The 26,094-nt window shown below is 58.3% G+C and carries 21 protein-coding genes; 15 read left to right on the forward strand and 6 right to left on the reverse strand.

The annotated features are described in order from the left end of the window. Positions 1-90: 90 nt before the first annotated feature. A complete protein-coding gene (locus tag AB4Z23_RS20285; RefSeq protein ID WP_025591684.1) occupies positions 91-477 on the reverse strand; it encodes a limonene-1,2-epoxide hydrolase in 387 nt (128 codons plus the stop codon). A 156-nt stretch (positions 478-633) separates the two neighbouring features. Between AB4Z23_RS20285 and AB4Z23_RS20290 the strand changes: the two genes are divergently transcribed. Then, a complete protein-coding gene (locus tag AB4Z23_RS20290) occupies positions 634-1,551 on the forward strand; it encodes an AraC family transcriptional regulator N-terminal domain-containing protein (protein ID WP_441360690.1) in 918 nt (305 codons plus the stop codon). A gap of 697 nt (positions 1,552-2,248) precedes the next feature. Continuing rightward, the gene (locus AB4Z23_RS20295) at positions 2,249-4,054 is read left to right on the forward strand and encodes an adenylate cyclase (protein ID WP_441360691.1); all 1,806 of its coding nucleotides are present in this window, start codon (positions 2,249-2,251) and stop codon (positions 4,052-4,054) included. A 174-nt stretch (positions 4,055-4,228) separates the two neighbouring features. Here AB4Z23_RS20295 and AB4Z23_RS20300 read toward each other — a convergent pair whose 3' ends face one another. Both AB4Z23_RS20300 and AB4Z23_RS20305 read right to left on the reverse strand, forming a co-directional pair. After that, the gene (locus AB4Z23_RS20300; RefSeq protein WP_113292225.1) at positions 4,229-5,251 is read right to left on the reverse strand and encodes a DUF2955 domain-containing protein; all 1,023 of its coding nucleotides are present in this window, start codon (positions 5,249-5,251) and stop codon (positions 4,229-4,231) included. Further along, the gene (locus tag AB4Z23_RS20305) at positions 5,241-6,347 is read right to left on the reverse strand and encodes an HlyD family secretion protein (protein ID WP_035252442.1); all 1,107 of its coding nucleotides are present in this window, start codon (positions 6,345-6,347) and stop codon (positions 5,241-5,243) included. The genes AB4Z23_RS20300 and AB4Z23_RS20305 overlap by 11 nt, the downstream gene beginning before the upstream one ends. Positions 6,348-7,097: 750 nt before the next feature. On the opposite strand from AB4Z23_RS20305, the gene AB4Z23_RS20310 reads away from it, so the two are divergent. The 13 genes from AB4Z23_RS20310 (at position 7,098) to AB4Z23_RS20370 (ending at position 21,346) form a co-directional block, all read left to right on the forward strand. Continuing rightward, the gene (locus AB4Z23_RS20310) at positions 7,098-8,357 is read left to right on the forward strand and encodes an alpha/beta hydrolase (protein WP_441360745.1); all 1,260 of its coding nucleotides are present in this window, start codon (positions 7,098-7,100) and stop codon (positions 8,355-8,357) included. A gap of 52 nt (positions 8,358-8,409) precedes the next feature. Next, positions 8,410-10,575, forward strand: coding sequence for a mechanosensitive ion channel family protein (locus tag AB4Z23_RS20315; RefSeq protein WP_112949072.1), 2,166 nt, complete (start codon positions 8,410-8,412; stop codon positions 10,573-10,575). Positions 10,576-10,627: 52 nt separating this feature from the next. Beyond that, on the forward strand, positions 10,628-11,059 hold the full coding sequence (locus tag AB4Z23_RS20320) for a hypothetical protein (protein ID WP_013637556.1): 432 nt from the start codon (positions 10,628-10,630) through the stop codon (positions 11,057-11,059). Positions 11,060-11,124: 65 nt separating this feature from the next. Further along, on the forward strand, positions 11,125-11,772 hold the full coding sequence (locus AB4Z23_RS20325) for a MarC family protein (RefSeq protein WP_003516981.1): 648 nt from the start codon (positions 11,125-11,127) through the stop codon (positions 11,770-11,772). 37 nt (positions 11,773-11,809) lie between these two features. Further along, entirely contained in the window at positions 11,810-12,289 is a 480-nt protein-coding gene (locus AB4Z23_RS20330) for a hypothetical protein (RefSeq protein ID WP_236742473.1), read from the forward strand. Positions 12,290-12,659: 370 nt separating this feature from the next. Then, entirely contained in the window at positions 12,660-13,811 is a 1,152-nt protein-coding gene (locus AB4Z23_RS20335; protein ID WP_013637554.1) for a transporter substrate-binding domain-containing protein, read from the forward strand. 12 nt (positions 13,812-13,823) lie between these two features. Then, positions 13,824-14,432 carry an ANTAR domain-containing response regulator gene (locus AB4Z23_RS20340; RefSeq protein WP_003516987.1) on the forward strand — a complete coding sequence of 203 codons (609 nt, stop codon included), beginning with the start codon at positions 13,824-13,826 and terminating at the stop codon, positions 14,430-14,432. Positions 14,433-14,682: 250 nt separating this feature from the next. Next, a complete protein-coding gene (locus AB4Z23_RS20345; RefSeq protein WP_013637553.1) occupies positions 14,683-15,933 on the forward strand; it encodes a transporter substrate-binding domain-containing protein in 1,251 nt (416 codons plus the stop codon). A gap of 156 nt (positions 15,934-16,089) precedes the next feature. Beyond that, positions 16,090-16,983 carry an urea ABC transporter permease subunit UrtB gene (gene urtB / locus AB4Z23_RS20350; protein ID WP_013637552.1) on the forward strand — a complete coding sequence of 298 codons (894 nt, stop codon included), beginning with the start codon at positions 16,090-16,092 and terminating at the stop codon, positions 16,981-16,983. A 1-nt stretch (position 16,984) separates the two neighbouring features. Further along, on the forward strand, positions 16,985-18,124 hold the full coding sequence (gene urtC / locus AB4Z23_RS20355) for an urea ABC transporter permease subunit UrtC (RefSeq protein WP_013637551.1): 1,140 nt from the start codon (positions 16,985-16,987) through the stop codon (positions 18,122-18,124). Between the two features lies 1 nt (position 18,125). Continuing rightward, a complete protein-coding gene (gene urtD, locus AB4Z23_RS20360) occupies positions 18,126-18,875 on the forward strand; it encodes an urea ABC transporter ATP-binding protein UrtD (RefSeq protein WP_065687647.1) in 750 nt (249 codons plus the stop codon). Beyond that, positions 18,875-19,570, forward strand: a complete 696-nt coding sequence (urtE, locus tag AB4Z23_RS20365) for an urea ABC transporter ATP-binding subunit UrtE (protein WP_003516996.1) — start codon at positions 18,875-18,877, stop codon at positions 19,568-19,570. The genes urtD and urtE overlap by 1 nt, the downstream gene beginning before the upstream one ends. A gap of 24 nt (positions 19,571-19,594) precedes the next feature. Continuing rightward, positions 19,595-21,346 carry a nitrilase-related carbon-nitrogen hydrolase gene (locus tag AB4Z23_RS20370; protein WP_162706807.1) on the forward strand — a complete coding sequence of 584 codons (1,752 nt, stop codon included), beginning with the start codon at positions 19,595-19,597 and terminating at the stop codon, positions 21,344-21,346. Between the two features lie 414 nt (positions 21,347-21,760). On the opposite strand, the gene AB4Z23_RS20375 is transcribed toward AB4Z23_RS20370, so the two are convergent. Genes AB4Z23_RS20375 through rbsK form a run of 3 tightly spaced genes read right to left on the reverse strand, consistent with a single transcriptional unit; the run spans position 21,761 to position 26,086 of the window. Beyond that, positions 21,761-24,157 (reverse strand): aldehyde dehydrogenase family protein, encoded by a 2,397-nt coding sequence (locus AB4Z23_RS20375; RefSeq protein WP_065660543.1) that lies wholly within the window; start codon positions 24,155-24,157, stop codon positions 21,761-21,763. 11 nt (positions 24,158-24,168) lie between these two features. Next, the gene (gene deoC, locus AB4Z23_RS20380; protein ID WP_113473768.1) at positions 24,169-25,128 is read right to left on the reverse strand and encodes a deoxyribose-phosphate aldolase; all 960 of its coding nucleotides are present in this window, start codon (positions 25,126-25,128) and stop codon (positions 24,169-24,171) included. Positions 25,129-25,147: 19 nt separating this feature from the next. Further along, complete coding sequence (gene rbsK / locus AB4Z23_RS20385; RefSeq protein ID WP_065660544.1) at positions 25,148-26,086, reverse strand: ribokinase; 939 nt, start codon at positions 26,084-26,086, stop codon at positions 25,148-25,150. Positions 26,087-26,094: the final 8 nt, after the last annotated feature.

A 26,094-nucleotide genomic window follows, 5' to 3' on the forward strand; every position in this document is an offset into this window, starting at 1 on the left:
GCCTGTCGTCGAAAGTCCAGTCGACTGCCTTTTGTTGAGTGCGGAGACAACAGTCCCTGCACTCAACATCATCGTTCGCAAGCTGCCGTGCTAGCCGGCAGAGAACTTCTGGACGGCGGTTACGTCGAAATAGTCCCGCCATTCGACAATCTTGTCGCCTTCGAGCTCGAAAATTCCCATGATCATCACGCGCCCGATTTCACTGCCGTCGGCGCGCTCGAACCGGTCAAGCCTTTCGGTGAGAACGCGGGATCCATCGGCGGCAATCGCGAGCATATCGATATGGACTGTCGATATTCCCAGCGATGTTTCCAGTCCGTCGATCATCGCAATGGCCTCGTCGGCGCCCGTCGTGACTGACACGCCTTCATTGACCCAGCGCGTGGCGGGTGTGAACCAGCGGCGCACGGCTGGCCTTCCGCCGTCTTCAACGAACGTGGCGCAAAAAGCCGAAACGGTTTCGATTGGGGTGGGCATGGCAGTTTCTCCTGGGCCATCAGAAGCCCCGTTGGCCTCTGTCTTGCCGCGATAGTAGGATTTCGACCCCAATGCCACGATGCCGAAACTTCCGGCACTCTTGCCTGATCTTCCGGAATACTTGATAGAACTGGGCAATCGACTTAGGGTGACTCCATGAGCGAACTCGACAAAATACGCGCCATCGCCATGCGCCATGCTGGCCGTCCCAGTCTTAAATTGCCGCGACTGTTTGCGTATACTCTCGACCATACGACCGAGGTCGATCCGCTGATCTACGATCCTGCGGCGTCCCTGGTGATCCAGGGTACGCAGCGCATGTTTATCGGCGATAAGATGTTTGAATACGGACCCGGCCAAAGCATGATCGTCGCAGCCGAGATTGCCGCCTTGGGCCAAGTTTGCGAAGCGTCGCCAGACAGACCGTTTGTCGCAATCGGTTTATATCTGGACCCGCCTATGCTGTCCGACCTCGTCCTTGAGATGGCGGCGATGCCGGAGTTGCCGATGGAATCGGGATACGGCGTCAGCACCGCGAGTGCGTCGCTTCTCGGTGCTTGGGGGAGATTGGTAGAACTGCTCGATCGCCCATCCGAAATCCCGGTCATGGCTCAGTCTCTGGAGCATGAGCTTATGTTTCGGCTACTGATGGGGCCGCATGGCGGCCTGCTGCGTCAGATTGCCGGGGCTGACTCGCGTCTGATGCACATCCGAAAGGCAATGGCCTGGATACGCGACCACTACGCCGAACGTCTCGATTTCAAGGCGGTCGCGGCACTTGCCGGCATGAGTGTATCCGTGTTTTACGATCGCTTCAAAGCCGTCGCCGCCGTCAGCCCGCTTCAGTATCAGAAATATATCCGGCTCCACGAGGCCCGCCGACGCATGATCGCGAACCAGGCAGGTGCAGCCGAAGTTGCGTTCGCCGTCGGCTATGAGAGCGCCTCGCAGTTCAGCCGTGAGTACAAGCGCCTCTTCGGAGCGCCCCCGGGTCAAAACACCAAGCGAGCAAAGGCTGGCCTGGGGGGCATCAATCCGCCAAAAGCACCCGGTGCGCGGCCAGAGGTTGCTTGAACCGCTGACCGTAGTCCTGACTGACCGCTGCAACGACACTCGCTCGTAGAGCCAAAGCCTCGCGCCATCGCGTGACGCGCGGGAGACCCTGAGATATCGTTTGCGTTATGGCTGGGTCGATGAAACCGAAGTACCGGAAAAGAGGCGCGAACACCGATCGACCATCTCGAAGATCGCGATGCCAGCGGCATGAGCCGCGCAGGCCTGCATCGCCATTTTCTGGCGATAACAGCGTTCAGTCCTAGTCAGTACCACAAGCATCTCAGATTGCAGGAGGCCCGACTAGCAGCCGGCCATAGCGCCTCGCGATTCACGACTGGAATGCAGGCGCTTTGCCCAGTTGCCAGAGTCAACTCTGTTACAGTCGAAACTACGGCGTTGCCGTCCACGGAAAGCGGACGTATCAGTCGGCATAGATGATGGAAATGTAGCACCACCGGGAACATGCTGTTGGGACGCCAAGAACATGGCAACCAGCTCGCTCTCGATCTTAAATGCCTGATCGGGTGCAATCGTCGGGCACCGCAGCTAACGAAACGTTTGCTCAAGGCGTTAGCCTTATGTGCATATAAAGACAAAAACAGCGGGCTTTCACAGGCGACGGCTCGATGGAACAATGGACGAGCCCATATCTCGGGTGTAAGCTCACAACACACTACACGCATGCGATGAATCTCGAGGGGGACGGGAGGCGGCTATGCAGACGACGGTGTCCACGGCTTCAACTGCAGCACGAGACCCTCCGGGAATAGAGGAAGTCCGGTCGCAACTCGAACGCATCGTCGCGAGCGCGGAGTTTCCCGGCTTGGGGCGAAGTGCCGCATTTCTGCGATATGTTGTCGAGGAAGCCATCGCCGGGCGGGCCGCCCGCATCAAGGGTTACTCCATCGCAATTGAGGTATTCGGCCGCAATGAAAGCTTCACGCAGGAAGATCCGGTCGTGCGGATCGAGGCCGCGCGTCTAAGGCGTTCGCTAGAACGTTATTATCTGGTGGAAGGTCACAAGGACCCGGTCAGGATCGACATACCGAAGGGCGGATATGCCCCGGTGTTCTCATTGAATACTGCGGTCGTTTCCAAGAAGGTCGATAATGGGTCCGTTCCGGCATCACAGCTATCGCCGATGGTCCGATGGTGGAGCGTGAGGCGGCTTTCACTTACTTGCCTTGCCCTGCTTACGGCTGCGTCTGCCTATCAATTCTCAGGTCACTCAAGATTGGCGCCAACAGAAGAGTTAGCCGAAAGCACGGCTCCCGACAGACCCGCCCTAATTGTGGCTCCTTTCGCCAATTTGGGCGATGGACCAAACGCCCAGTTATACAGCCTCGGGCTTACGGAGGAGCTTCTGACTGCCCTGCCCCGCTTCAAGGAGATCAAGGTCTTTGGTCGCGAGACGTCCAAAGCGCTGCCGTCGGACGTCGATGTATCCAAAGTTAGGGAAGAGCTTGGGGCCCGTTATCTTCTGACCGGGGGTGTGCGCACTGCTGGAAACAGCCTGCGCGTGACAGCCCGTCTTCTGGACACCGACGATGGCGAAATAGTCTGGTCCCGGGATTATGACAACGATCTCGGATCGAAAGACCTGTTTTCCATACAGGCGGACGTGGCCAGAAGAGTCGCCACCGCCATTGCGCAGCCATATGGTGTGATGGCACAGGCCGACACCGCAAATCCTCCACCGCAGGATCTTGGTGCATACGAATGCAGCCTGCGCTTTTACGCATATCGTAGCGAGCTCAGCCCCGAAGAGCATGCACACGTTCGCGAATGCCTGGAAACATCCGTTGCGCGGTATCCGACCTTTTCCACTGCCTGGGCGATGCTATCAATCATCTATCTCGATGAAGACCGCTTCAAATTCAATAGGGGCCAAGGTCCAGAAACACCATTGCAGCGGGCGCTTCGCGCGGCGCGGCGGTCGACCCAGCTTGATGCGAGCAACACGCGAGGGCTTCAGGCATTGATGATGGCCCTGTTTTTCAACCGGGAGCTTACCGAGGCGATGCGAGTAGGCGAATTGGCCCTCGCTACCAACCCCAACGACACCGAGTTGATGGGCGAGTTCGGCACCAGACTAGCCCTTGGCGGCCAGTGGCAACGGGGAGCCAACCTGCTTGATCAGGCTATCGCACTCAATCCAGGCGGCAGCGGCTATTATAACGGCACACGCGCTCTTGCAGCCTACATGCTCCACGACAATTCAACCGCCGTCCGCGAGATCACCAAGGCTGATATGCAAAAATTTCCACTGTTTCATGCGGTTGCGGCGGTCATATACGCAGATGCCGGAATGATGGATCAAGCCCGGCACGAGGCAGAGATTTTCGTTCGAATGCGCCCGGACTTCCTGCCAAACGTCGTTGAAGAACTGGCGATGCGGAACGTACAGCCAGGTGATCGTGACCGACTGGTAGAGGGACTTCGCAAAGCCGGAATGCTGCCTCCCAAGGTTAAAGAACCCGCTGCGATAACCATCAGTGCTTCGGATTTGCAGCCGCGCTAGCGCAGAGGCTTAATACGCTGAAAATCGAAATGCCGCCCGCTGCGACGTACCAAACGGGCAGGTAGGAAAGGTGACGCCAATATCTCTTTCCTTCAGGCCTTTTTCGAACGCCCACATCTTACGCGGATACTTCCAGATCCACGCACCGCTGTAGAAATCAGACGAGCTGCGTTTTCATGGGTTTATCCTTCTCAGGTGCGGCCTTCTGGGCCACAGAATGGTGGCGAGCAACAGAGTGTAGGTCAAAGCTAACGCGATATAGACAATGCGGGTGGCGAAGCTTTCCGCAGCACTGCCAGGCAGGGGCGACACACCGAGCCCGAACAGGATAAGGAAAATCGTCAGTGCACCGGCAAACATCGGCGCCTCCCTGGTACGAGCTGCTGCCCGACCTCCCAGAAAGAGGGCAACGACAAGGACAATCAGAAAGATCGAGAACAGGTTGGGGCGAAGCGTGAGGATCGCATAAGCTAAAGATGCGAGGACGCCGCCGAATAGATTGACCATTATAAGCCCAACAGCTGCCCGCGTGCTTGCGGCGACGTCGAGCTGGCCGAGTAAGGATGCAACGGTGATCGGAATGACCGCCGCGGCCGTCAGATTGTCGCTCGTCAGGCAGATCACGACAGATGCCAGCAGGATCAGCGTATTGGCCAATGCTCTCAGCAGAGCCGGCGGCTGGTCGAAGGATGGCGCGGCACTTCCGTCCAGAAATACCGGTTCGGGAAAGATCGCATGGGCGAGCCACATCAAAAGCGTGCCCGACAACACGCCACCAACAAGAATCGAGAGGATGGAATTGGCCAACTCATCGTTCAAAATACCGAGCAGCGGAACGATGATCGCGACCACCAACACCAGAAAGACCGCAGGCCCGCCCTTTCCCGACGCCTGTAAGGCAAAACACAGGAAATAGGTTAGCCCCAGAAGCAGGAGAAAGGGAACAGGACGATTGCCGAGGCTGCTGGTCAAGATCATCATCGCCATTCCCGCGACCAGAATGACGAGCGCCGCGCCAAGTGTCTTGGCAAGCGGCATCGGTCGAGAGCTTCCCAGCAGAAATTGCGCGGCGAAAAGCGGCCCGAGGAACGGAACAAAGGCCCCCCAATACACCGCCAGCACAAAGCCGATCGAAACCGCAAGAGCGACCCGCAATCCCTTTCGTTTCTGCTGGGCGGCGGTGCTGTCAGTTGACATAGGTGAGCACCGACATGATACGGATCCAGAGTGATCCCCAAGCATTGGTGACCGGATTGTTACCGGTATAGATGATGACGGTCGCCTGCGAACCGTAGCGCACGCCGCCCTTGGGTCTTTGAGCTTCATCGATATTGAGACGGACCGGAAACCGCTGCGCTTCCTTGACCCAGCCGCTGTCACTGCGCATGGTTGGCAACCCGGTGCTCGGATCCGTGCTCCCTTGCGAGACACCGAAGCCGACGCTTTCTACCGTGGCAGGGAACAGTCGGCCTGGAAGGGCATCAAAAAGGATTTCCGCCCTGTTGCCGACGACGACATTTTCGAGGCTGTTCTCCTTGAACGCGGCATTGATCCAGATGGTGCCCACATCGATAAAGGTCATGGCCGGTTGGCCGGCTGGCAAGACCTTGCCACTGGTGAGCTGAAGGTTTGTCACGACCCCGGACGAAGGCGCCCGCACTGTGGTATGCATCAGGTCCAGCCTGGCCTTCTCCAATCCCGCAAGAGCTGCGCGCAGTTGCGGATTGTCGTTTCCGGAAGGGCCGAGCTGCTCGCGGGCCTTGGTGAGATCAGCCTGCGCACCGGAAACCGAGGCCTCTGCCTGATCGAAGGCAGATTTGGCAGCGTCGAAACGGGCTTTTGAAAACACGCCGTTTTTGAGGAGTTCGGAGGCCCTGGCATATTGGTCGCGAAGGTTGTCCCTGTCGGCACGGATCTGGACAAGCTTTGCTTGGGCGGCATCCACCGCAGCGGTCGATGCGCCGATTGACTGGCCGACACTGGCCAGACCGGCCTCCGCCTCGTTCACGGCGAGTTGGTAGCGCTGGGGATCAATTCGGAACAGGATCTGGTCGGCCTCCACCCGCGTATTGTCGTTAACGCCCACTTCCACGACGCGACCTGTGACTTCAGGCGCTATACCAACGACATACGCCTGGACCTGCGCTTGAGATGTTGATGGTGTCCGCCGCTCCATGAAGATTGACAGCACGAACAGGACCAGCGCCAGACAAACGACAGCGAAAGCGATCCTCCGCAGGGGATTGCGGGGTGGCGGGGTAGTTACAGGCTCGTGTGATATCTCGGAAGCCACGATCTCGTTCCTTCGAAGTTAACTGCCCATCCGGCGGAATTACACCGGGCGCGGACCAGGTGAGCGATGAAGAGAGACAACGGTGGCTCGGGCGAGAGCATCTTCAATCTCTCTGCCAAGGGCCGCCAACAATTCCCTGTATTCGGCCACACGGTCATCTCGGACTGGATCGGAAGAAGCCGCCTCCCATCTTGCCAACTCCGTCTGGGCTTCGGCAAAATCCTGGCAGATTTCACAGAATATGACGTCCCGCGACGCAAGCTCGTTGATGGCCTGAACTCTTGTGGGAAACCGCAGCCTGACCGCAGCCACACTTTCATCCATTGTCCTCTCCCACCGTCACAGCGTCACGGCGACGCCGAATGTCTCGATGGCATATTCTTTGATGAAGCGCGGCTCGTGCAGTATGTTACCGTAATATACGCTGGTGCGGTCAGCTTACCGGGGTCGGATTGCAGCACCGTCAAGGCCTCGCATGTTTTACCACGCTAGCGAGCGGGCGAGAAAGACGACGGTTACGGGGCCGCGTGTGATTGTCTCTGGCAACTTCCACACTTTCACGCATTCAGATGACGGCATCGTCCGCCGGATGCCCGTAACATACCCGATGTTACGGGAAAACAGCCCGTCATTCGCATAGGTTTTTTGTGCGCCGACGTGGCGAGGACAAAGCTGTGACAAATGGCGGCGGGCGATCTGGTGAACGGCAACGATACAAGGGACCTCCGTAACGGACGCTTTCCATATCGAATGGGAAGGCTCCCTTTTTGTGTGATGTTCGCAGCTCTCGTTGGTTGCGGCGGCCACGCGAAAAACGTTCTTGTCCCTGTTGCCGATAGCGCCCCCACATCCACCAAGGTGGACATGCTGATCACAACAACGCGTAGTCGCTCCGCGAACAAAGGCGAGATGTTTACGGGTGAACGCGCAAGGGATGCGGCCTTCGCGGAGATCACCGTGTCCATCCCTCCGGGAAATGTCCGCAAGATTGGTAATGTTGCCTGGCCGAAAAGGATTCCTCCCAATCCAGCCACTGATTTTGCGACGTTAAAGGCACAGGAAATCAGCCGCGACGATGCCCGGAAATGGCTGAGCGCTTCCGTCAGAAAGAGCCGTGACGGCAGCGTGCTGGTCTTCATTCACGGCTTCAACAATCGATTTGAAGACTCGGTCTATCGCTTTGCCCAAATCGTCCAGGATTCCGGCGTAGCGAGCGCTCCCGTACTGGTCACCTGGCCGTCGCGCGGAAGCCTACTTGCGTACGGCTACGACCGCGAGAGCACCAACTATACGCGCAATGCCCTGGAGTTGCTTTTTCAATATCTGGCCAGGGATAAGCAGGTGAAGGAAGTTTCGATCCTTGCTCATTCCATGGGTAACTGGCTCGCGCTCGAGGCGCTTCGTCAAATGGCCATTCGCAATGGAAGCCTTCCGGCCAAGTTCAAGAATGTGATGCTCGCATCTCCCGACGTCGACGTCGACGTCTTCCGGCAACAGATCGCCGACATGGGCAAAAAGCATCCGAAATTCACTTTATTTGTCTCCCGGGATGATCGGGCATTGGCCGTGTCCCGCCGAGTGTGGGGCAACGTCGCGAGGCTTGGCGCTATCGACCCTGAGCAGCCTCCCTACAAGAGTGAATTGGCCGAAAGCCAGATCTCGGTAATCGACCTCACCATGATCAAAACCGGGGACAGCCTCAACCACGGGAAGTTCGCGGAGTCGCCAGAGATCGTCCGGCTGATTGGAGCCCGGATTTCTGATGGACAGACTTTGACGGACAGCAAGATTGGCCTTGGAGATACGATCCTTGCAGCAACAACCGGCACGGCAGCGGCAGTGGGCAGTACCGCAGGGCTGATCCTTGCCGCTCCGGTTGCCGTCGTCGATGCCGACACCAGAGACAATTATGCCGGGGGCGTTCAGTCCCTTCTTGGTTCAGGTGGCACGACACGGAAATCATCGCACTGCAACACACCGAACACTTCGACTGAAGCATGTCATCACTAGCGGGTCGAGCGTCCTTCGGAAGGGCGCCGAGGTACCACAACAGGGACAGACAATGGTAATGCGCCTGAAATTTTTGCTGATGAAAATATCTCGCACGTCTATTGCGGCGATGCTCATCCTTTTCGTTGGCATCTCAGCCGTAGCAGCGCAAATGCCTGACGCGCCCGCTCCGGCGGAACAACCACCCAATGTCCAGCACTTCATCACCCTAATGTCGGATCCCGATGTTCAGAAATGGTTGCAGCACGTCGCTCGTGGAGCGAATCCTGAAGCGCCGCCTTCGACCAGCGCAGAGGCGGGTCCCTCGTTTGCCGCATCGACAATGCGTTTCCGCGCCCATGCCGCCGCAATGGTCGACGCTGCACATTCTTTTCCGTCCGAAGCAATGCGTGGCGCCGCTTTACTTGAGCAGGACATCAAGACGATTGGCGGGACCCGGCCTATCGTGCTGGTGGTCGCGTTTGTTGTCGCCGGACTTGCCGCTCAATGGGTATTTTGGTGGATCAGTGCTGGCTGGCGGTCATGGATGGCGGAAGCCTCGTTCACGACCGTTTGGCACAGGATTATTGCCATAACCGCCCGGCTGCTCTGGGCGGCTTTTTACGTGCTGTCGTTCGGGCTGGGCAGCATCGGTTTCTTCCTGCTTTTTGAGTGGCCACCGATCGTCAGGGAAATCGTCGTCGGCTTCCTGTTCGCTGTCGTCATTTACCGCCTCGCCAGCGCAGTACTGGATGTGTTTTTGGCGCCACGCTCGAACGAGAGAGGCCATTTCCGCGTGGTTCCGATCTCTGACGAGACGGCAGGTCACTGGGCAAAACGACTGAGCTATCTCGTGGGTTGGTACGCCTTTGGCTGGGTGACCATTCGGCTTCTCGGTACGCTTGGCCTATCGATCCCGGCGCGGCAGCTCGCGGCCTACTTCCTGGGTTTCATTCTTCTCGGCATTGCTATCGAGGCCATATGGCGACGCCCGCCTCATTCCTCCACGTTACAGGGCAGCCGGATTGGATTGAATGGTCGCAACTGGCTTTGGACTGCCTATTTAACCGGTATCTGGTTGCTCTGGGTGGCGGGCGCGACGACGCTTTTCTGGATTATGGTCGTCTGCGCCGCATTGCCAGGCGCGATCGTTCTTACCAAAGCATCGATAAACAACATTCTGCGCCGCTCCGGCGCTGAAGAGGATGGTCATAAACGTGTCACAGTGGTTTCGGTTGTCGTCGAGCGTGGGATAAGGGCAGCCCTGATCGTTGCAGCCATCCTCTTCCTCGCCGATGTCATGGACGTTCGACTGACCGAGATGACGATGCAGGATTCACCCGCGCTACGGCTCTTACGTGGAGTGCTAAGCGCCGGCATCATTCTCCTCGTCGTCGATCTGGCATGGAATGTCGTTAAAGTGCTGATCGATCGGAAAATGGGAGACACGGAAGCCGCGCTTGAGATTGGAAGCGAGCGGGAGCGGCGGCGTACCCGTTTGAGAACTCTTCTACCGATCCTGCGCAACTTCGTCATGATCCTTTTTGCAGCGATTGCGATCATGATGGCCCTGTCTTCACTCGGAATCGAGATCGGACCATTGATCGCCGGTGCTGGCGTCGTAGGCGTCGCCATTGGCTTTGGTGCGCAGACCGTCGTCAAGGACATCATCAGCGGCATGTTCTATCTACTCGACGATGCATTCCGGATTGGTGAATACATTCAGAGCGGCAGTTACAAAGGAACCGTCGAGGCGTTCAGTCTCCGCTCGGTCAAGCTTAGGCACCACAGGGGCCCGATATTCATCGTCCCATTCAGTGAACTGGGTGCCGTCCAGAACATGAGCCGCGACTGGTCAGTGGTCAAATTCCTGCTGTCCGTGTCCTACGAATCCGACGTCGCCCAGGTCAAGGCAATCACCAAAGCCGTGGGCAAAGCCCTGTACGATGACCCCGAATTCCAGCCGTTCATTATTGAGAATCTCAAAATGAAAGGCGTCGAAGAGATCACAGACATTGGAATAAAATTGAGCTTTGGGATGACGTTGAAACCTACCCAACTGCAATCGGCCATCCGTCGCAGAGCTTATGCAATGCTGCGGGAAGCATTCAACGCCCAAGGCATCAAGATCGCCGTTCCGACCGTGCAAGTCGCAGGCGGAAAGGAAGAGGGTCTTGCTGCCGCTGCCCAACAGGCGCTGGCAAAACACAACGCCGTGACCGTGCCCGGGCCAGCTTGATCACGAAGTGAACCAGGCGAAACGCCATCAAAGATCACAAGGAGGATATGAAATGAAAACCTCAAAAATCGTATCACACCTACTCAGCCTGATCGCCGTGCTGATGCTGATCAGCATACCGGTTCTTTTACCCTCGACCGCTGAAGCCCGTCGTGGGGCTGCAGCCTGCGGCCCCCGAGGCTGCGGTGTGGCGGCGTGCGGACCGCGCGGTTGCGCTGCTGCCGGACGTCGTCATGCACCCGCATATCGCCCTGCCCATCGGCCTGCGGCCCCGGCCTACCGGCCAGCGCGGCGCGGCGTTGTCGTTGTTGCTCCCCGCCGCTACTGGCGGCCGGGCGCCGCGATAGCTGCAGGCGCAGCCATTGGCGTCGTCACCGGTGCAGCAGCTGTCGCACTGGCTGGTACACCGCCGCAGCCCGGCCAGTGCTGGTATTACACGTCTCCGGCCAAAACGACCGGCTTCTGGGACGTTTGCCCGCACTGAAACTGCTTGGCTGGGACAATCATGCTGCTCGCGCACGCGCAGATCATCAACGAAGGGGATCTTCCATGGACTTCAACACCATCGACGCCACGCTTGTCGGAAAGCTTCTTCTTTTGCTTTTGATCGGCATGGGTCCAAAAATTGCCCTCGTGCCGTTTCTTGAGAAAACCCATAGTTTCGACACCGCGACCAAAGTGCGCATCGGCCGCCAGATGGTACTGACAGCACTCGTCACAGCACTGATCCTCTTTGCGACCGGCGCGCTTCTGATGCGACTTCTCCACATAACCGGCGGCGCCGTCGCTGTGGCAGGTGGCATCATCCTTGCGCTCATAGCGATCAAGATGGCATCCGGACCGACGGAAAAGCCGCATGACGAGCTTGCCGATCCGATCGATCCGGACAAACTCGCAGTGTTCCCGCTTGCGGTTCCCTATTTGCTCAACCCCGTCGGCATAACCGTCATAATCCTGGCGTCTGGCGAAGTTGTCTCAGTCGCCAGCGCGGTAGTTGTCGCTGTTCTGATCCTGATTGTCGCTGCTTTCGACTATGTCGTTTTTACCAATACCGACAAGCTGTCCAAACACATGAAGCCAGCGAGCATGGTCGTCTCAGAGGTCGTGTTCGGGATTTTGCTGACCGCTGTCGCAGTCCAGCTGATTGTCAGTGGGCTAGGGCGTCTAGGGATCATTGCGCCGGCGGTGGGCCATTGACCCATAGGGCGCAGCCTCTCCAGGCGGCTCGAAGGGAATGCGCATGATGACTGATCGAAGGAAAAATGCTCTCGCTTACGGATCACTCATCGTGCTCCAGTCCCTGGCGGTCGCATTCCTGCTCCGGGTTATCTTCCCGATCTTTTACGCCGTCGTCACCCATCTTGGCGAACGCCAACAAGTGCCCGTGTCGACATTGCTCACAATCCTTGCGGTTGCGCTGCTTTTACAGGCAAGCTACTGGACAAGAATGCGTTGGGTCGAGGTCCGCGCACCGTTCCACTCCATATTCGTATCTCACCTCTTATCGTTTGCCGCACGCCTGGCCTTCCTGTTCGGAGGCGTCCTGTTCTCAACGATCTTCTTTCGACACTTGCCGGAATCCAACACGCTGCCTCCGCTTGGTCACACGGTTCTGCAGGGGGCTTTGATCCTGTTGGTACTGTTCAGTTTTTTTTGCTACTCCGTCGAACTTGAACGCCTTGCGAAGGCGATCGAAGATCCAGCTGAGACATAAATTGCCTCCGGTTACAGCTCAGCAATGTGATGTTGGCCGCCGCTGTCGAAGCCGACTTGGCGGTGGAACCGATGTCCATATCGCGTTCCATCCAGGCTACCGAATAGCGCCGCGCGGATGAAGGGTAGTTAGACATCGCTCGGTGGAGCAAAGAGGGTGTGTGCGTATTCTCGATGCTCAGGCGAACACGCGGAAGAATTTTGATCCCATGATTTTAGATTTGCGAGTGTTTTCAGCTCTCCTCTATGTTGCCACGGGACACGGAAACTGACATCATCGTTTTGCAGGCTTCAACGGGCCGCTGATATTCCATGAGCAGGGTAGCTCTCGACCGGAAACGGGCGGGAGCTTTTTTATTTTTTGGTGGGCGATGATGCATTCAGAAAGCTGGCGGGTCGGTGTGCTGTTCTCCGAGACGGGTGTGACCGGAGCCGTCGAAAAAACCCAGAGGTTCGCGACCTTGCTGGCGATTGACGAAATCAATGCGGCTGGCGGCGTCCTTGGCCGGATGATCGAGCCTGTCGCCTATGACCCTAAATCGACGCCCAATCTCTATAAGGAACTTGCGGTCAAGCTTTGCGACGAGGATCGGGTCCGGGTCGTTTTCGGTTGCCATATGTCTAGCACCCGCAAAGCCGTACTGCCCGTCATCGAAGCTCGAGATGCCCTGCTATTCTATCCGACACTGTATGAGGGGTTTGAATACTCTCGGCACTGCATCTACACCGGGGCCGCACCCAACCAAAACTCCGTGCAGCTGGTCGACTTCCTCACCAAGCATTATGGAAAGCGGGTTTTCCTTGTGGGTTCGAACTACGTCTACCCTTACGAATCCAACCGGACGATCAGCGATCTCTTTCTTCAGCTGGGCGGTCAGGTGCTGGACGAAATATATGTTCCTCTCAACCTAAAACCCGAAGATGTCGCCAAAATCATCCGGCATATTCGCGCGGCACGGCCGGATGTCATCTATTCGACAATCGTCGGCGACGGTATCATTCCCTTCTACACGGCGTTCAAAGAGGCGGGTTTTGATTCAGCGACGATGCCAATCGCCAGTCAGTCGACAAGCGAGGCCGACGTGATCCGGATGCGGCCGGAAGTGGCCGAGGGGCATATCACCGCGGCCCCGTTTTTCGCCTCCCTGGATACGCCTCGCGCGCGTGCCTTCGTCTTGGCTTACCAACAGCGATACGGCCAGCAGATGCTGCCGACCGCGCCGGCCGAAGCGGCCTATTTCCAGGTCTATCTCTATGCGGGAGCTTTGCAGCGGGCCGGTGGCGACGGGCTGGAGCAGCTTCTTCCAGCCCTTTACGAGGTCGAGTACGACGCTCCGCAGGGCGCTGTGAAGATAGACCGGCTGACGAACCACACCCATCTGTGGCCAAGGGTTGCAAAAGTAAATGCGCAAGGCAGCTATGACATCGTCCATGACCCGTCGCTGCGCGTGGCGCCAGATCCCTTCATGCGAGAATATCGCCCGGATCTGACGCAGCCGTTCCCACATCGTGTTCAGGTCTGAGAAGGAGCGACGATGTCTTTCGCCCTTCTCAGAGATTTGCGGGACCTCAAGGTTCTGGTGATTCATCCCCGGACATCCGAAGGAGAGTTTCTCGTTGATCACCTGCGCCGTATCGGTTGTACGGTCAGTTGCCTCTGGCCGGTCCCTGCCGAGTTGCCACACGGCACGGATGTCGTCTTTCTTGCCATGGAAGACGAGGCGCGACCGGAAATCGAACGCCTGCTGAAGTGCCTCCCCAATCCCGCTCCGACCATGCTCGCCATCGTCGGTTACGAAAATCCCTCCACATTGCAGATCGTTCTGGAAAGCGGCGCGCTTGCCATTGTCGAGAGACCGATCAAACCGTTCGGCCTGCTGACAAATCTCGCCATAGCGCGCAGTCTCTGGCTTGAGCGCCAAAGGCTCGTCAAGGAAGCCCGTAAATATAAGCGCAAGGTCTTGGGAGACCAGAAGCTTGCCCGGGCAAAGGCCATTCTCATGGCCAATCGCGGCACGAGCGAGAATGAGGCGTATCGTGAAATGCGCGAGCAAGCGATGGCTCGGCGGGTCCCAATCGATGAAATCGCCAATTCGATTATCAACGCCGAACAGCTCTTGCGCCCTTCCCAAAAACATGATTAGTTTTTGATGTGTTCCAGATGAACACCTCCGGCACATCCCTTCGTTTCGCGAAGCCATGTGCCGCTGTTGCACGCGGCGCAGCCGTGATGCGATGATGGCAAGGGTGCCCGCAGGCTGTGAAAAGCCTCGCGGGTTTTTTGTTATCTGCTGACAGTGAAGTCGGCCTTCCAGTATTTTTTCGGCATGAAAGCCTCGCCGTAGAGCGGGGGCAGTGCCGTCGCGTGCGCCAATCAAAAAAAGGGGAACCAAGATGGTGTTCAACAGACGTGACTTTCTGAAAACCGCAGCCACAGCTTCCGCCGCACTCGCCCTGCCGGCGCTGGGCGGCCGGGCCTTTGCAGCCGATGCTATCAAGGTCGGTGCGCTCTACTCCCAGACGGGCGGGCTTTCTGTCGCCGAGAAGCTTCTCGCCAACGGTGTCATGATGGCCGTGGCCGAAATCAACGCAGCCGGCGGCGTTCTTGGCCGCCAGGTGGAAGTCGTCGTCGAAGACGGCGCTTCCGATCCGAAGACCTTCAGCGAAAAAGCATCGAAACTGATCCTCAAGGACAAGATTTCCACCATCTTCGGCTGCCACACCTCTGCCAGCCGCAAGGCCGTGCTGCCGATCTTCGAACGGCGCGGCGCGATGCTGTTCTACCAGACGCACTATGAGGGCTTTGAGTGCTCGCGCAACGTCGTCTATTCCGGCGCCGTTCCAAACCAGCAGCTCTCCAACTACATTCCCTGGATTGTCGAGAAACTGGGCAAGAAGAAGTTCTTCATCGTTGGCTCCAACTATGTCTATCCGCGCGAGATGGCCAAGGTTTCCAAGAAACTGATCGAGGCGGCGGGCGCAGAATGGGTGGCGGACGAATATCTGGAACTTGGACACTCCGAATGGGCTGTCATGGTCAGCAAGATCAAGGAATCGGGCGCCGACGTGGTTCTTTCCAACGTGGTTGGCGACTCGATCATCGCCTTCTACCGCGAGTTCAAGAACCAGGGCCTCTCGCAGGAGGTTATCCCGATCTGCGCGACAGTGACCTCCGAAATCGAGATCGCCGCCATGGGCGCCGAATATGCGGCGGGCAGCTACACGTCATTTCCATATTTTATGTCGATCGAAACGCCGGCCAACAAGAGCTTCATCGAACGCTTCAGGACCTTCGTCAACGATCCGAAGGCAGTGACATACCATTCGCTCGAGGCCGCCTATTTCCAGGTATTCCTGTGGAAGCAGGCAGTGGAGAAATCCGGCGATCTGTCCGCCGATGCTATCCGGGCCGGCATTCGTGGCCAGACCTATGACGCGCCCGGCGGCAAGGTGACCACCGACCCCGACAACCTGCATTGCTGGCTGACGCCGCGTATCGGCCAATGGCAGCCGGATGGACAAAGCAAGGTCGTCAACGCCTACCCGTCACCGATCAAGCCGCTGCCCTATTCGGCCTATGGCGAGACGGAAAGCAATCTTTTCTGCACCAGCAACGGTCTCGACGCAGCAAAGCTCAAGGGCTGACCCCTCTTTCCGCGTCCTCCCGCCAGCCATGCCTGGCGGGACCATGTCTCGGCAAGGCGGATCTGCGTTTTTTCCTCTGCTCGGTGCCAACCCGATTTCGGGGCAGGCAAGGAGCAGGACAAAGTCTGGTCCGCCCTTCTCACGAACGGTGGCGTTATGCTCGACATTCTCTTTATCGGCCTCAGTCTCGGCTCAATCCTTCTTCTGGTGGCACTCGGTCTTGCCATCACCTACGGCGCCATGGGCGTCATCAACATGGCCCACGGCGAAATGGTCATGATCGGTGCCTACGTCGCCGTCCTCTCGGGCATCTGGCTGAAAACAGGCCTTCTGTTCGCAATTCCCCTAGCTTTTGTCGTGACCGCCCTGCTCGGCCTGGTCATCGAGCGGGTGGTGGTGCGCAGGCTTTACGGCCGCCTGCTCGACACGCTTCTTGCCACCTGGGGCATTGCCATCCTTTTGCAGCAGGCCGTAAGGCTCGAATTCGGCCTCAGCTTTTTCGGCATTCATATCGAGGGGCTGGGAGCCGGACTGCAAAACGTCGCCGTGCCTTCGTATCTGCAGGGCACCTTCAGGTTCGCCGGCGCCGACATCAACGCGTATCGCACCTTCATCATCGCGGTGACGGCCACGTTGACGCTGGCGACATGGTTCATTCTCTACCGGACGACAGCGGGCATGCAGGTGCGCGCCATCATCCGTAATCCAAAAATGGCTGCCGCTTGCGGCATCGATGTGAAACGCATCAATGCCCTGACTTTCGCCTTCGGTTCCGGCCTTGCGGGCGTCGCCGGCGTAATGATGTCCGGCTTCAAGACCGTTTTCCCCGACATGGGCACGACGATGGTCGTTGACGGTTTCATGGTCGTGGTGACCGGCGGGGTCGGCAGCCTTTTCGGCACGGCTCTGTCGTCAGGGCTTCTGGGCGAAATCAATGCGCTGGTGGCGATTGGAACGAACGACATTCTGGCGCGCGCCGTCGTCTTCGGGGTCGTCATCCTCGTCATTCTCGTCAAGCCCAGCGGGCTATTCTCGTTCAAGGGGCGCTAACATGAGCATCGAACGAAAATTCCAGATCGCCGCCTATGTGCTTTTCATCGCGGTGATTTTTGCAGCGCCGGTTTTCGGTGACGAATTCTGGCTGAACCGCATTTCGAAATATCTGGTCTACGGCATGCTCGGCGTCGCCATTGCGCTCACATGGGGATATGCCGGCATTCTCAATCTCGGCCAAGGGCTGTTTTTTGGCCTGGGCGCCTACATGCTCGCCATGTCGCTGAAACTGTCGAGCCTGACCAGTCTGCAACAGGGCTCCGACAGGCCGGTTCCGGATTTCATGCTGTGGAATGCCGAGCCCGGCGCGCCGACGGAACTTTGCTGTATCAACAAGGGCTCCTTCCTCTGGCTTCCGTTTCAGAGCCAGTCCGTAGGTCTCGTGCTTGGCATCGTGCTTCCCGTCGTGATCGCCGGGGCACTCGGCATGCTGGTTTTCCGCAAGCGCATTTCCGGTGTCTTTGTCTCGATCATCACCCTGGCGCTTGTTCTGCTTGTGCGTCTCGTCATGGTCGATGCGCAACCGGTGACGAACGGCTTCAACGGCCTGACCGATCTTGGCTGGCTGACGATCGGCGGCATCGAATTCGACCCCTACAGCCGGGCAACCTATTATCTGTGCGCCGCATGCCTGTCCCTGACGCTCATCGGCGCGCGTCTCATCGTGGAGACCCGTGCAGGTATGATCCTACAGGCGATCCGCGACGATCAGCTTCGCGCCCGCTATCTTGGCTTCGACGTCTCGCTTTACCAGGTATTCTTCTTTGTCATTTCTGCAGGCATCGCCGGCGTTGCCGGCATGCTCTATGTGGTCGTCGCGGAGTTCGCCTCGCCGACCTTCATGGACCTGTCTTTCTCGGTGACGATGGTCGTCTGGGCTGCCGTCGGCGGCCGCTCCTCCCTGCTCGGCGCCTGCATCGGCGCGATCCTGATCAACATGATCGAGGCCGAGGTCAGCGAGACCGAAGCGCTGGTCGAGGCCTGGAAAGCGATCATCGGCCTCATCTTCGTCCTTGTCGTCCTGTTCATGCCGCGGGGCCTTGGCGGCGTCGCGCACGATGTGCTGCGGCAGTTTATCCGTCGTGTCAAACCAGGCCCGGCATCCTCATCGTTACAGCAACAAAGCGAGGCATTGTAATATGAGTGCAATCGCATTGACCATCGACGGTCTCAGCGTCGATTTTGGCGGATTCAGAGCCGTCAACAATGTCAGCATTACCGTTCGCGATGGCGAGTTGCGTGTGTTGCTCGGCGCAAATGGCGCCGGAAAGACAACTTTGATGGACCTGGTCAGCGGCAAGACCCGCAGCACAAAAGGCAGGGTCTTCGTCTACGACACAGACATCACCAACTGGCCGGAACACAAGATCGCCCGCGCCGGGATCGGTCGAAAATTCCAGATCCCCAGCGTTTTTCGCGATCTCACCGTGCGGCAGAATCTGGAGGTCGCCAATTGCCGCAATCCATCGGTGTTTGCCAATCTCCGGTTTGGATTTTCGCGCGCCGAAGCCAAACGCGTCGATGAGGTACTCGCCCTCACCGGCCTCGAAGCGGAGGAGAATGTGACTGCGGCTTATCTCAGTCATGGCCAGACGCAATGGCTGGAACTGGGCATGCTCATCGTCCAGGATCCCAAGGTTGTTCTGCTGGACGAGCCGACGGCGGGCATGACCCAGGCCGAAACCCGCAAGACGGCCCAGATCATCAAAAATCTCAAAGGCCGCCACACCATCCTCGTCGTCGAGCACGACATGGGGTTCGTCCGTGAAATCGCCGAACGCATCACCGTTCTGCATCTGGGAGAGGTGCTCGCCGAAGGAAGCGTCGGGGATATCGAGAGCAATCCGAAGGTCCGCGAGGCCTATCTCGGTTCGAAAGGAATATCCTGATGCTGACATTGAAAAACGTACACAGCTACTACGGCCGCAGCCATATCCTGCACGGCGTCACGCTTGATATCCCGGCGGGAAAGGTAACCAGCATTCTTGGCCGCAACGGTACCGGCAAGACGACCCTGTTGAAAACCCTGATGGCGCTGACCGACCGTATGACGGGCGAGATGCATCTGCAGGGGAAAGACATAGGCTCATCTTCGACGCATATGAGGGCACGGGCCGGGATCGCCTACGTCCCCCAGGGCCGGGAGATCATTCCCGATTTCACCATCCGCGAGAACATCCTGATGGGCGCCTTTGCGCGCACCGATCGCAAACGCGAAATTCCGGCACTGGTGCCGGAGCTTTTTCCATATCTGATGGCCAACCTCGATCGGCCCGGCGGTGTGCTTTCGGGCGGCCAGCAACAGCAGCTCGCCATCGCCCGCGCACTGGCCGCGGATCCGAAGGTACTGCTTCTCGATGAACCCAATGAAGGCATCCAGCCCTCGATCGTCGAGGAGATTGAAAAGATCATCATCCGGCTCAATCGCGAGATCGGCATGACGATCATCCTCGTCGAGCAGAACGTTGCATTTGCGCGGCATGCCTCTCACCACTTCGCCATGCTGGAGAAGGGAGGTGTGGTCGCGGCCGGCGCCATCGACGCGCTCTCCGACGCGCTGGTTCATAGGCATATGGCTGTTTGAAAAGACGCATCCTTTCATAAGACAATGGGAACAATCATGACACCGACACAAAGCTACACCGCCGCCGCTATCCAGTTCGAACCGACCATGTTCGAAAAGGCGCGCAATATCAGCCGGCTGAGCGCCCTTTGCGAGGAAGCGGCGCAGGCCGGCGCCCGCCTGATCGTCACCCCCGAAATGGGGACGACAGGCTATTGCTGGTTCGACAGGGCCGAGGTGAAGCCCTTCGTCGAGGCGATCCCCGGACCGACAACCGATGTTTTCCAGGCGATTGCCCGCAAACACCGCTGCTATATCGTCGTCGGCATGCCGGAAGTCGATCCGGCGAGCGATCTCTATTACAATACGGCAGTTCTGATCGGTCCGGATGGCATCGTTGGTCGGCACCGCAAGTCGCATCCCTATATCGCCGAGCCAAAATGGGCCGCAAATGGCGACATCGTGCACGAGGTCTTCGAAACGGAGATCGGACGTATTTCAATGCTGGTGTGCATGGATCTGCACTTCTTCGAGACGGCGCGGCTGGAGGCTCTGGCCGGTGCCGACATCATATGCCACATCTCCAACTGGCTGCAGGAGCGCGCGCCCGCTCCCTACTGGATCAACCGCGCCTTCGAAAATGCCTGCTATGTCATTGAAAGTAATCGGTGGGGTCTGGAAAGAACCGTGCAGTTTTCCGGGGGAAGTTGCCTGATCGAGCCCGACGGAACGGTTGCCGCATCCATCGACACAGGCGACGGAATTGCCTATGGCAAGGTCGATCTTGCCCGTGCCCGTCGCCGCGAGGTCTTAAGCGAACCGGTCTTCAAGACGCGCCGGCCCGAGCTCTACATGAACATGATGACCAACAGTTTCACCTGGAACCCTGGCGATTACTTCCGCCTCTATGGCTATCAGCCAATCCCGCGCGGACGCAGATCGCGTGCAGCCGTTGCCCAGTTCGCGCCAACCTCCGTCATTGCAGACAATATTGCCCACATAACAAGGCTCGCAAACGAGGCTAAGGCGACAACGGCGCCGGACATTCTGGTGTTCCCGGAATTGTCGCTGACCGGACTTGAGGCCCCGCAAACGCGGGCGGAGCCGCTGTCTGGTCCAACCGTATCCGCCTTCGTTCGTCTGGCCATGAAGCTCGGCTTTTATATCGTCGCCGGATTTGCCGAAGCGGACGAAGACAGGATCTATAACAGCGTGGTCCTTGCAGGGCCCGAGGGGCTGGTGGGCAGCTATCGCAAGACGCATCTGGGCGTCGCCGACAGTTGGGCAACGGCCGGCGACGAATGGAAAATCTACGACCTTGCCATTGGCCGGGTGGGCCTGGCGATTGGCCACGACGCGCTTTATCCGGAAGCCATCCGTTCGCTTTCACTCATGGGATGCGATCTTGTTGCCTGCCCTTCGGCGATCGCCGGCACCTTCACCGGTAGCCATGGCGGTACGAAAATCCCGCACAACTATCCGATCCCAAAGGGCGCCGATCCCTACCACTGGCATGCGCTTCGCGTTCGCGGCGGCGAAAACAACGTCTATTTCGCCTTCGCCAATGTGCTGGTCCAGGAAAAGGGTTATTTGGGCAAGAGTGCGGTATTCGGGCCGGATTCCTTTGCTTTTCCACGTCAGGAATCGGCGATCCTGGATGAGGAGGGTATTGCCGCTGCGGCTGTCGATACCACCAATCTCGACACGCCATATCCGACGAACATCGTCCGGCGAAAAGACCTTGTCGTCATGCGTCAGCCGCATCACTATCAGCCTCTCGTCAAATGGCATCAGTAAAAGTCGGCACAATGTTGACATTCACGTTCACGCCCGTCCCGCAGATAATTGCGGGACGGGCTGCAGCGCAAGGCTTTCAAAGCTCAAGTCCAAGCTCGGAGCGCGTGTCCTGGTGATTTCCGACGGTGGGGTCGTCAAGGCGGGACTTGATCAGCCGCCCCTCGCCAGCCTCGCTCAGACTGGCGCTGGAACATCAATTTTCACTGGCGTCATCGCCGATCCGCCGGAAGCCGGCAAGTGGCTGAAGCGCAGTCCCTCGTTCCGCTCGAAACCCAGAAGTTGCGCCAATGACGTTCCCAGGTTGACCAACAGGGCAAAGATGCGGTTGCAGCAATTAGTATAACTCAAAAAACCTGCGGAGACCGTTGGCCTCCGTAAGCCATTTTGTCAGTTGTCGCCCGTGCACAATGCCGGTCAGGCTCCGTATGGCACCCAAATGTTCTTCACCTGGATCGCCCTGCGCAGATAATCACGACCCTGCGCTTCGGTGCGATTTAGCCAATCGGGCTGACGGCCATTATTGACCCAGGTGGCCTTCAGGTTGCCTGCAGAAGCCCGCTCGACCATCGTGCTTCCCTCCGTCGAGCCGAAATACCAGACAGCCGCAACGTCATCATGCTCGGCGAGTGTCTTTGCAAGCAGATCGCTTTCGCCGGTCACAATGTTGATGACCCCGCCGGGCATATCCGACGTGTCCAGCACCTGGTAGAAATCACCGGCAATCAATGGATGGCGAGACGACGGGACCACCACAACGCGATTGCCCATGGCGATTGCAGGTAGAACCAGCGACACCAACGACAGGAGGGGTGCCTCATCGGGGCAAACGATCCCGACGATGCCCCAGGGCTCGTTCATGGCAAGCGTGACGTGACGTGACTTGGTGGAGTGCACGGCGCCATCGAACTTGTCTGCCTGGGCGGCATAATAGGAAATACGGCGCAGAGATGCGTCGACTTCGTCCTTTGCCTTCTTTTCGCTGACACCGGTGCTATCGATGATGCGGGCGACAAATTCGTCACGCCGTGCATCAAGGTTCTCTGCAAGATAATAGAGCACTTGAGCACGGTTATGGGCGGTTGCGGAACTCCAGCTGCCTGCCTTGGACGCTGCTTCCACAGCATTGCGGATGTCCTTGCGGCTGCCTATTCCGGCCATGCCAATCACGGTGTTGCCCTTGCCGGTCACCGAATAACTGTAGCCACCGTCGGGGCGGGCTTGTTTGCCGCCGATGTAGTTCTTCATGGTTCGATCAAGGCCATCGATCGCCATCTTGCTGTCAGCGTTCGGCAATGCAGATGGCGTGAAGGCTTCAGCGGGCTTTGTGACCGGCAGGCTCTTTTCCCAGTCTGCCACCAGATATTCGTAAAGCCCCTCGCGCGCACCTTCGCGACCGAAGCCACTTTCGCGGTAGCCGCCAAAACCTGCACCGGCATCGAGCATGTTGGTGCAGTTGATCCAGACCACACCTGCCTTGACGCGGGCGGCCAGATCAAGCGCGACATTGATGTTTTCCGACCAGATGGAGGCGGCAAGGCCGTAACGGGTATTGTTGGCCAGCGAAACGGCTTCATCCGGCGTGCGGAAGGTGGTCGCCGCAGCGATCGGGCCAAAGATTTCCACCTGGCAAACCGTCGATGCCTGATCGACTTCGGTGAAGAAGCCGGGAGCGACGAAATTGCCGGTGGCCGGCAACGGGTTGGAACTCTGCCAGAGTTCACCGCCCTCTTCCACGCCCTTGCGTACCAGATCCGTGATGCGTTTCACCTGCGTGGCCGAAACAATCGCGCCGACATCGGTCGACTTGTCGAGCGGATCGCCGACCCGCAGGGTTTCCAACCGCTTTTTCAGCCGTGCATAAAATTTATCGGCAATACCTTCCTGCACCAGCAGGCGGGAACCGGCGCAGCAGACTTCGCCCTGATTGAACCAGATCGCGTCAACAACACCTTCAACCGCCGCATCGAGATCTGCATCCTCGAAAACGATGAATGGTGACTTGCCGCCCAGTTCCAGCGACAGCTTTTTGCCCGAACCGGCAATCTGCTCGCGAATAACGCGACCGACCTTGGTCGAGCCGGTGAAGGCAACCTTGTCGACGCCGTCGTGGCCGCAGATTGCAGCGCCTGTCGAGCCATCGCCCTGCACGATGTTGACGACACCCGCGGGAAGGCCGACCTCGTGGCAGATTTCCGCAAAGGCGACAGCGGTCAGCGGTGTCAGGTCTGCAGGCTTAAGTACCACGGTATTGCCGGCAGCAAGCGCCGGCGCAATCTTCCAGGCCAACATCAGCAGAGGGAAATTCCACGGAATCACCTGACCGCAAACACCGACCGGCGAGAAACCACGGAACTCGTCTTCCACCATTTCGGCCCATCCGGCGTGATGGTAAAAATGGCGGGCGACGAGTGGGATGTCGATATCGCGTGTTTCGCGAACCGGCTTGCCGTTATCCATCGTTTCCAGAACGGACAGGAAGCGCTCGCGCTTCTGTACATGTCGGGCAATGGCATAGAGGTAACGAGCGCGCTCGTGACCCGACAGCTTCGACCATTTTGCGAAGGCCGTGCGGGCGGCCTTGACCGCCTGATCGACGTCTTCCTCATTGCCGCGAATGATTTCCGCCAGCTTATCCCCGTTTGCGGGGTTTGACACGGAAATGGTCTCGCGGCCCTCCGGAGAAACGAACCGGCCGTTGATATAATGTCCAAACGAGCGTCCATGCGCGTCGAGCCACTGTTTCACATCACCATTGGCTTCGGGGGAAGGTCCATATTCCATGGTTTCCAAAATGTCCTTGATGGGTCGCATTTTTTCAGTCCTTATGCGGCAGCGTGATGGTGAGCGCTGGAATAGCGACCGGTTACGAAATGTTCGAGCTGGCGCTCGATATCGCCAAGCATCGAGCTGGCGCCGATGCGGAACAGGTCCGGTTCCAACCAGCGATTGCCCAGCTCCTCCTTCATCAGCGTCAGCCATGACAACGCGTCCTTCGCTGTCTTCAACCCGCCTGCAGGCTTGAAGCCGACCATCTGGCCAGTCAGTTCGCCGTAGTCGCGCAGCGCACGCACCATGGTCAGACTGACCGGCAGAGTGGCGTTGACTTCTTCTTTGCCGGTCGAGGTCTTGATGAAGTCCGAACCCGCCTGCATCGCCACCATCGAGGCGCGATAGACATTGGTAAGCGTATTGAGATCACCCGTCGCCAGGATAGCCTTCATATGGGCGTCGCCACAGGCTTCACGCATCGCGGCGATCTCATCATAAAGTGCTGGCCAGTTCTGCGTCAGAACGAACTCGCGAGTAATGACGATATCGATTTCCTTAGCGCCCTGCTCGACGGCATAGCGGATTTCTGCCAGCCGCTGCGGTAGCGGAGTTAGGCCGGAGGGAAAGCCTGTCGCCACCGATGCGACCGGAATAGTCGTGCCTTCCAGTGCCTTGACGGCATGGGGCACCATGGTCGGATAGACGCAGACGGCACCGGTTGTGATACCGGCGTCAGCAAGGCCGAGTGCCTCAAGAATGTCGTCCCGAACCGGGCGTCGCGCTTTCGCACACAAGCGGCGCACACGACCGGGCGTGTCGTCGCCGGACAGAGTTGTCAGATCGATGCAGGTAATGGCCTTGATCTGCCAGGCAACCTGATATTCCTTCTTGACCGAGCGCCGGGTGGTGATTGTTGCTGCCCGCCGTTCAGAGGCACTGCGATTGACCGATACATCTTCAAACCATTCCGGTTTGAGAGCCGTGCCGTTGTTTCTGGGGAGTGCTTCGCTCATTTTCTGTCCATTCTTCTGGTCAGGCTGCGGCATGGTCATGTTCGCGGCAGAATGCCTCGAACTCTTCGATGCTGGCATAAGCCTTCTGTGTTCCGGGACGGGTGATGGAATGCGCCGCATAGAGAGATGCCTTCTTCAGTGAGGACACGACCTCTCCCGTTTCGGCATAAAAGCGGGCAAAGGAGCCAATAAAGGCGTCGCCAGCGCCGGTGGTGTCTTTCGGCGTTACCTTGACGGGCTCGATATTGACGATCTCATCTGACGTAATCATGCGCGCGCCACGTCCGCCCAGCGTCACGATGACGATACGGATACCGCGTGCGATCAGGGAACGGGCGGCAGTGATGATTGCTTCGTCGGTCTCGGTCGGCAAGCCGGACAGTAATGCCAGCTCGCTCTCGTTCGGAACGAGGAACGTTACCTGGCGAATACGCTCCGGATCGAGATTGGCAGCGGCGGGCGCAGGATTGAGGATCGTCTCGATACCGTTTTGGGCCGCAAGTTCGATGGTGTGATAGACTGTCTCAACCGGCACTTCCATCTGCATGAGGATCAGACCGCACTGTTTCAGATCGGCGGCCGCCTTGTCGACCTCTGCCGGCAGAAGATCGGCATTGGCGCCCTTGACGATGAGGATCGAATTCTCGCCCGACTGCTCGACGAAAATCGGCGCGACGCCACTGGACTTGCCGGCAACCTTCACCACGTGACGCGTATCCACGCCGAAGCTCTCGAGATTGCGAATGGTATTGTCGCCGAAGACATCGTCACCGACCCGGGTGACCATCATGACGTCAGCGCCAAGACGCGCCGCAGCCACCGCCTGATTGGCGCCCTTGCCGCCGCAACCCATTTCGAAGGCGGGAGCCTCAAGCGTCTCGCCCGGTCCGGGCATACGGTTCACATAGGTGATAAGGTCGACCATGTTGGAGCCTACGACCCCGATTTTCTTGCTCATGCCGAAAT

It is taken from the genome of Agrobacterium sp. MCAB5 (assembly GCF_052114365.1).
In the GTDB taxonomy this organism is placed as follows: Bacteria; Pseudomonadota; Alphaproteobacteria; order Rhizobiales; family Rhizobiaceae; genus Agrobacterium; species Agrobacterium tumefaciens.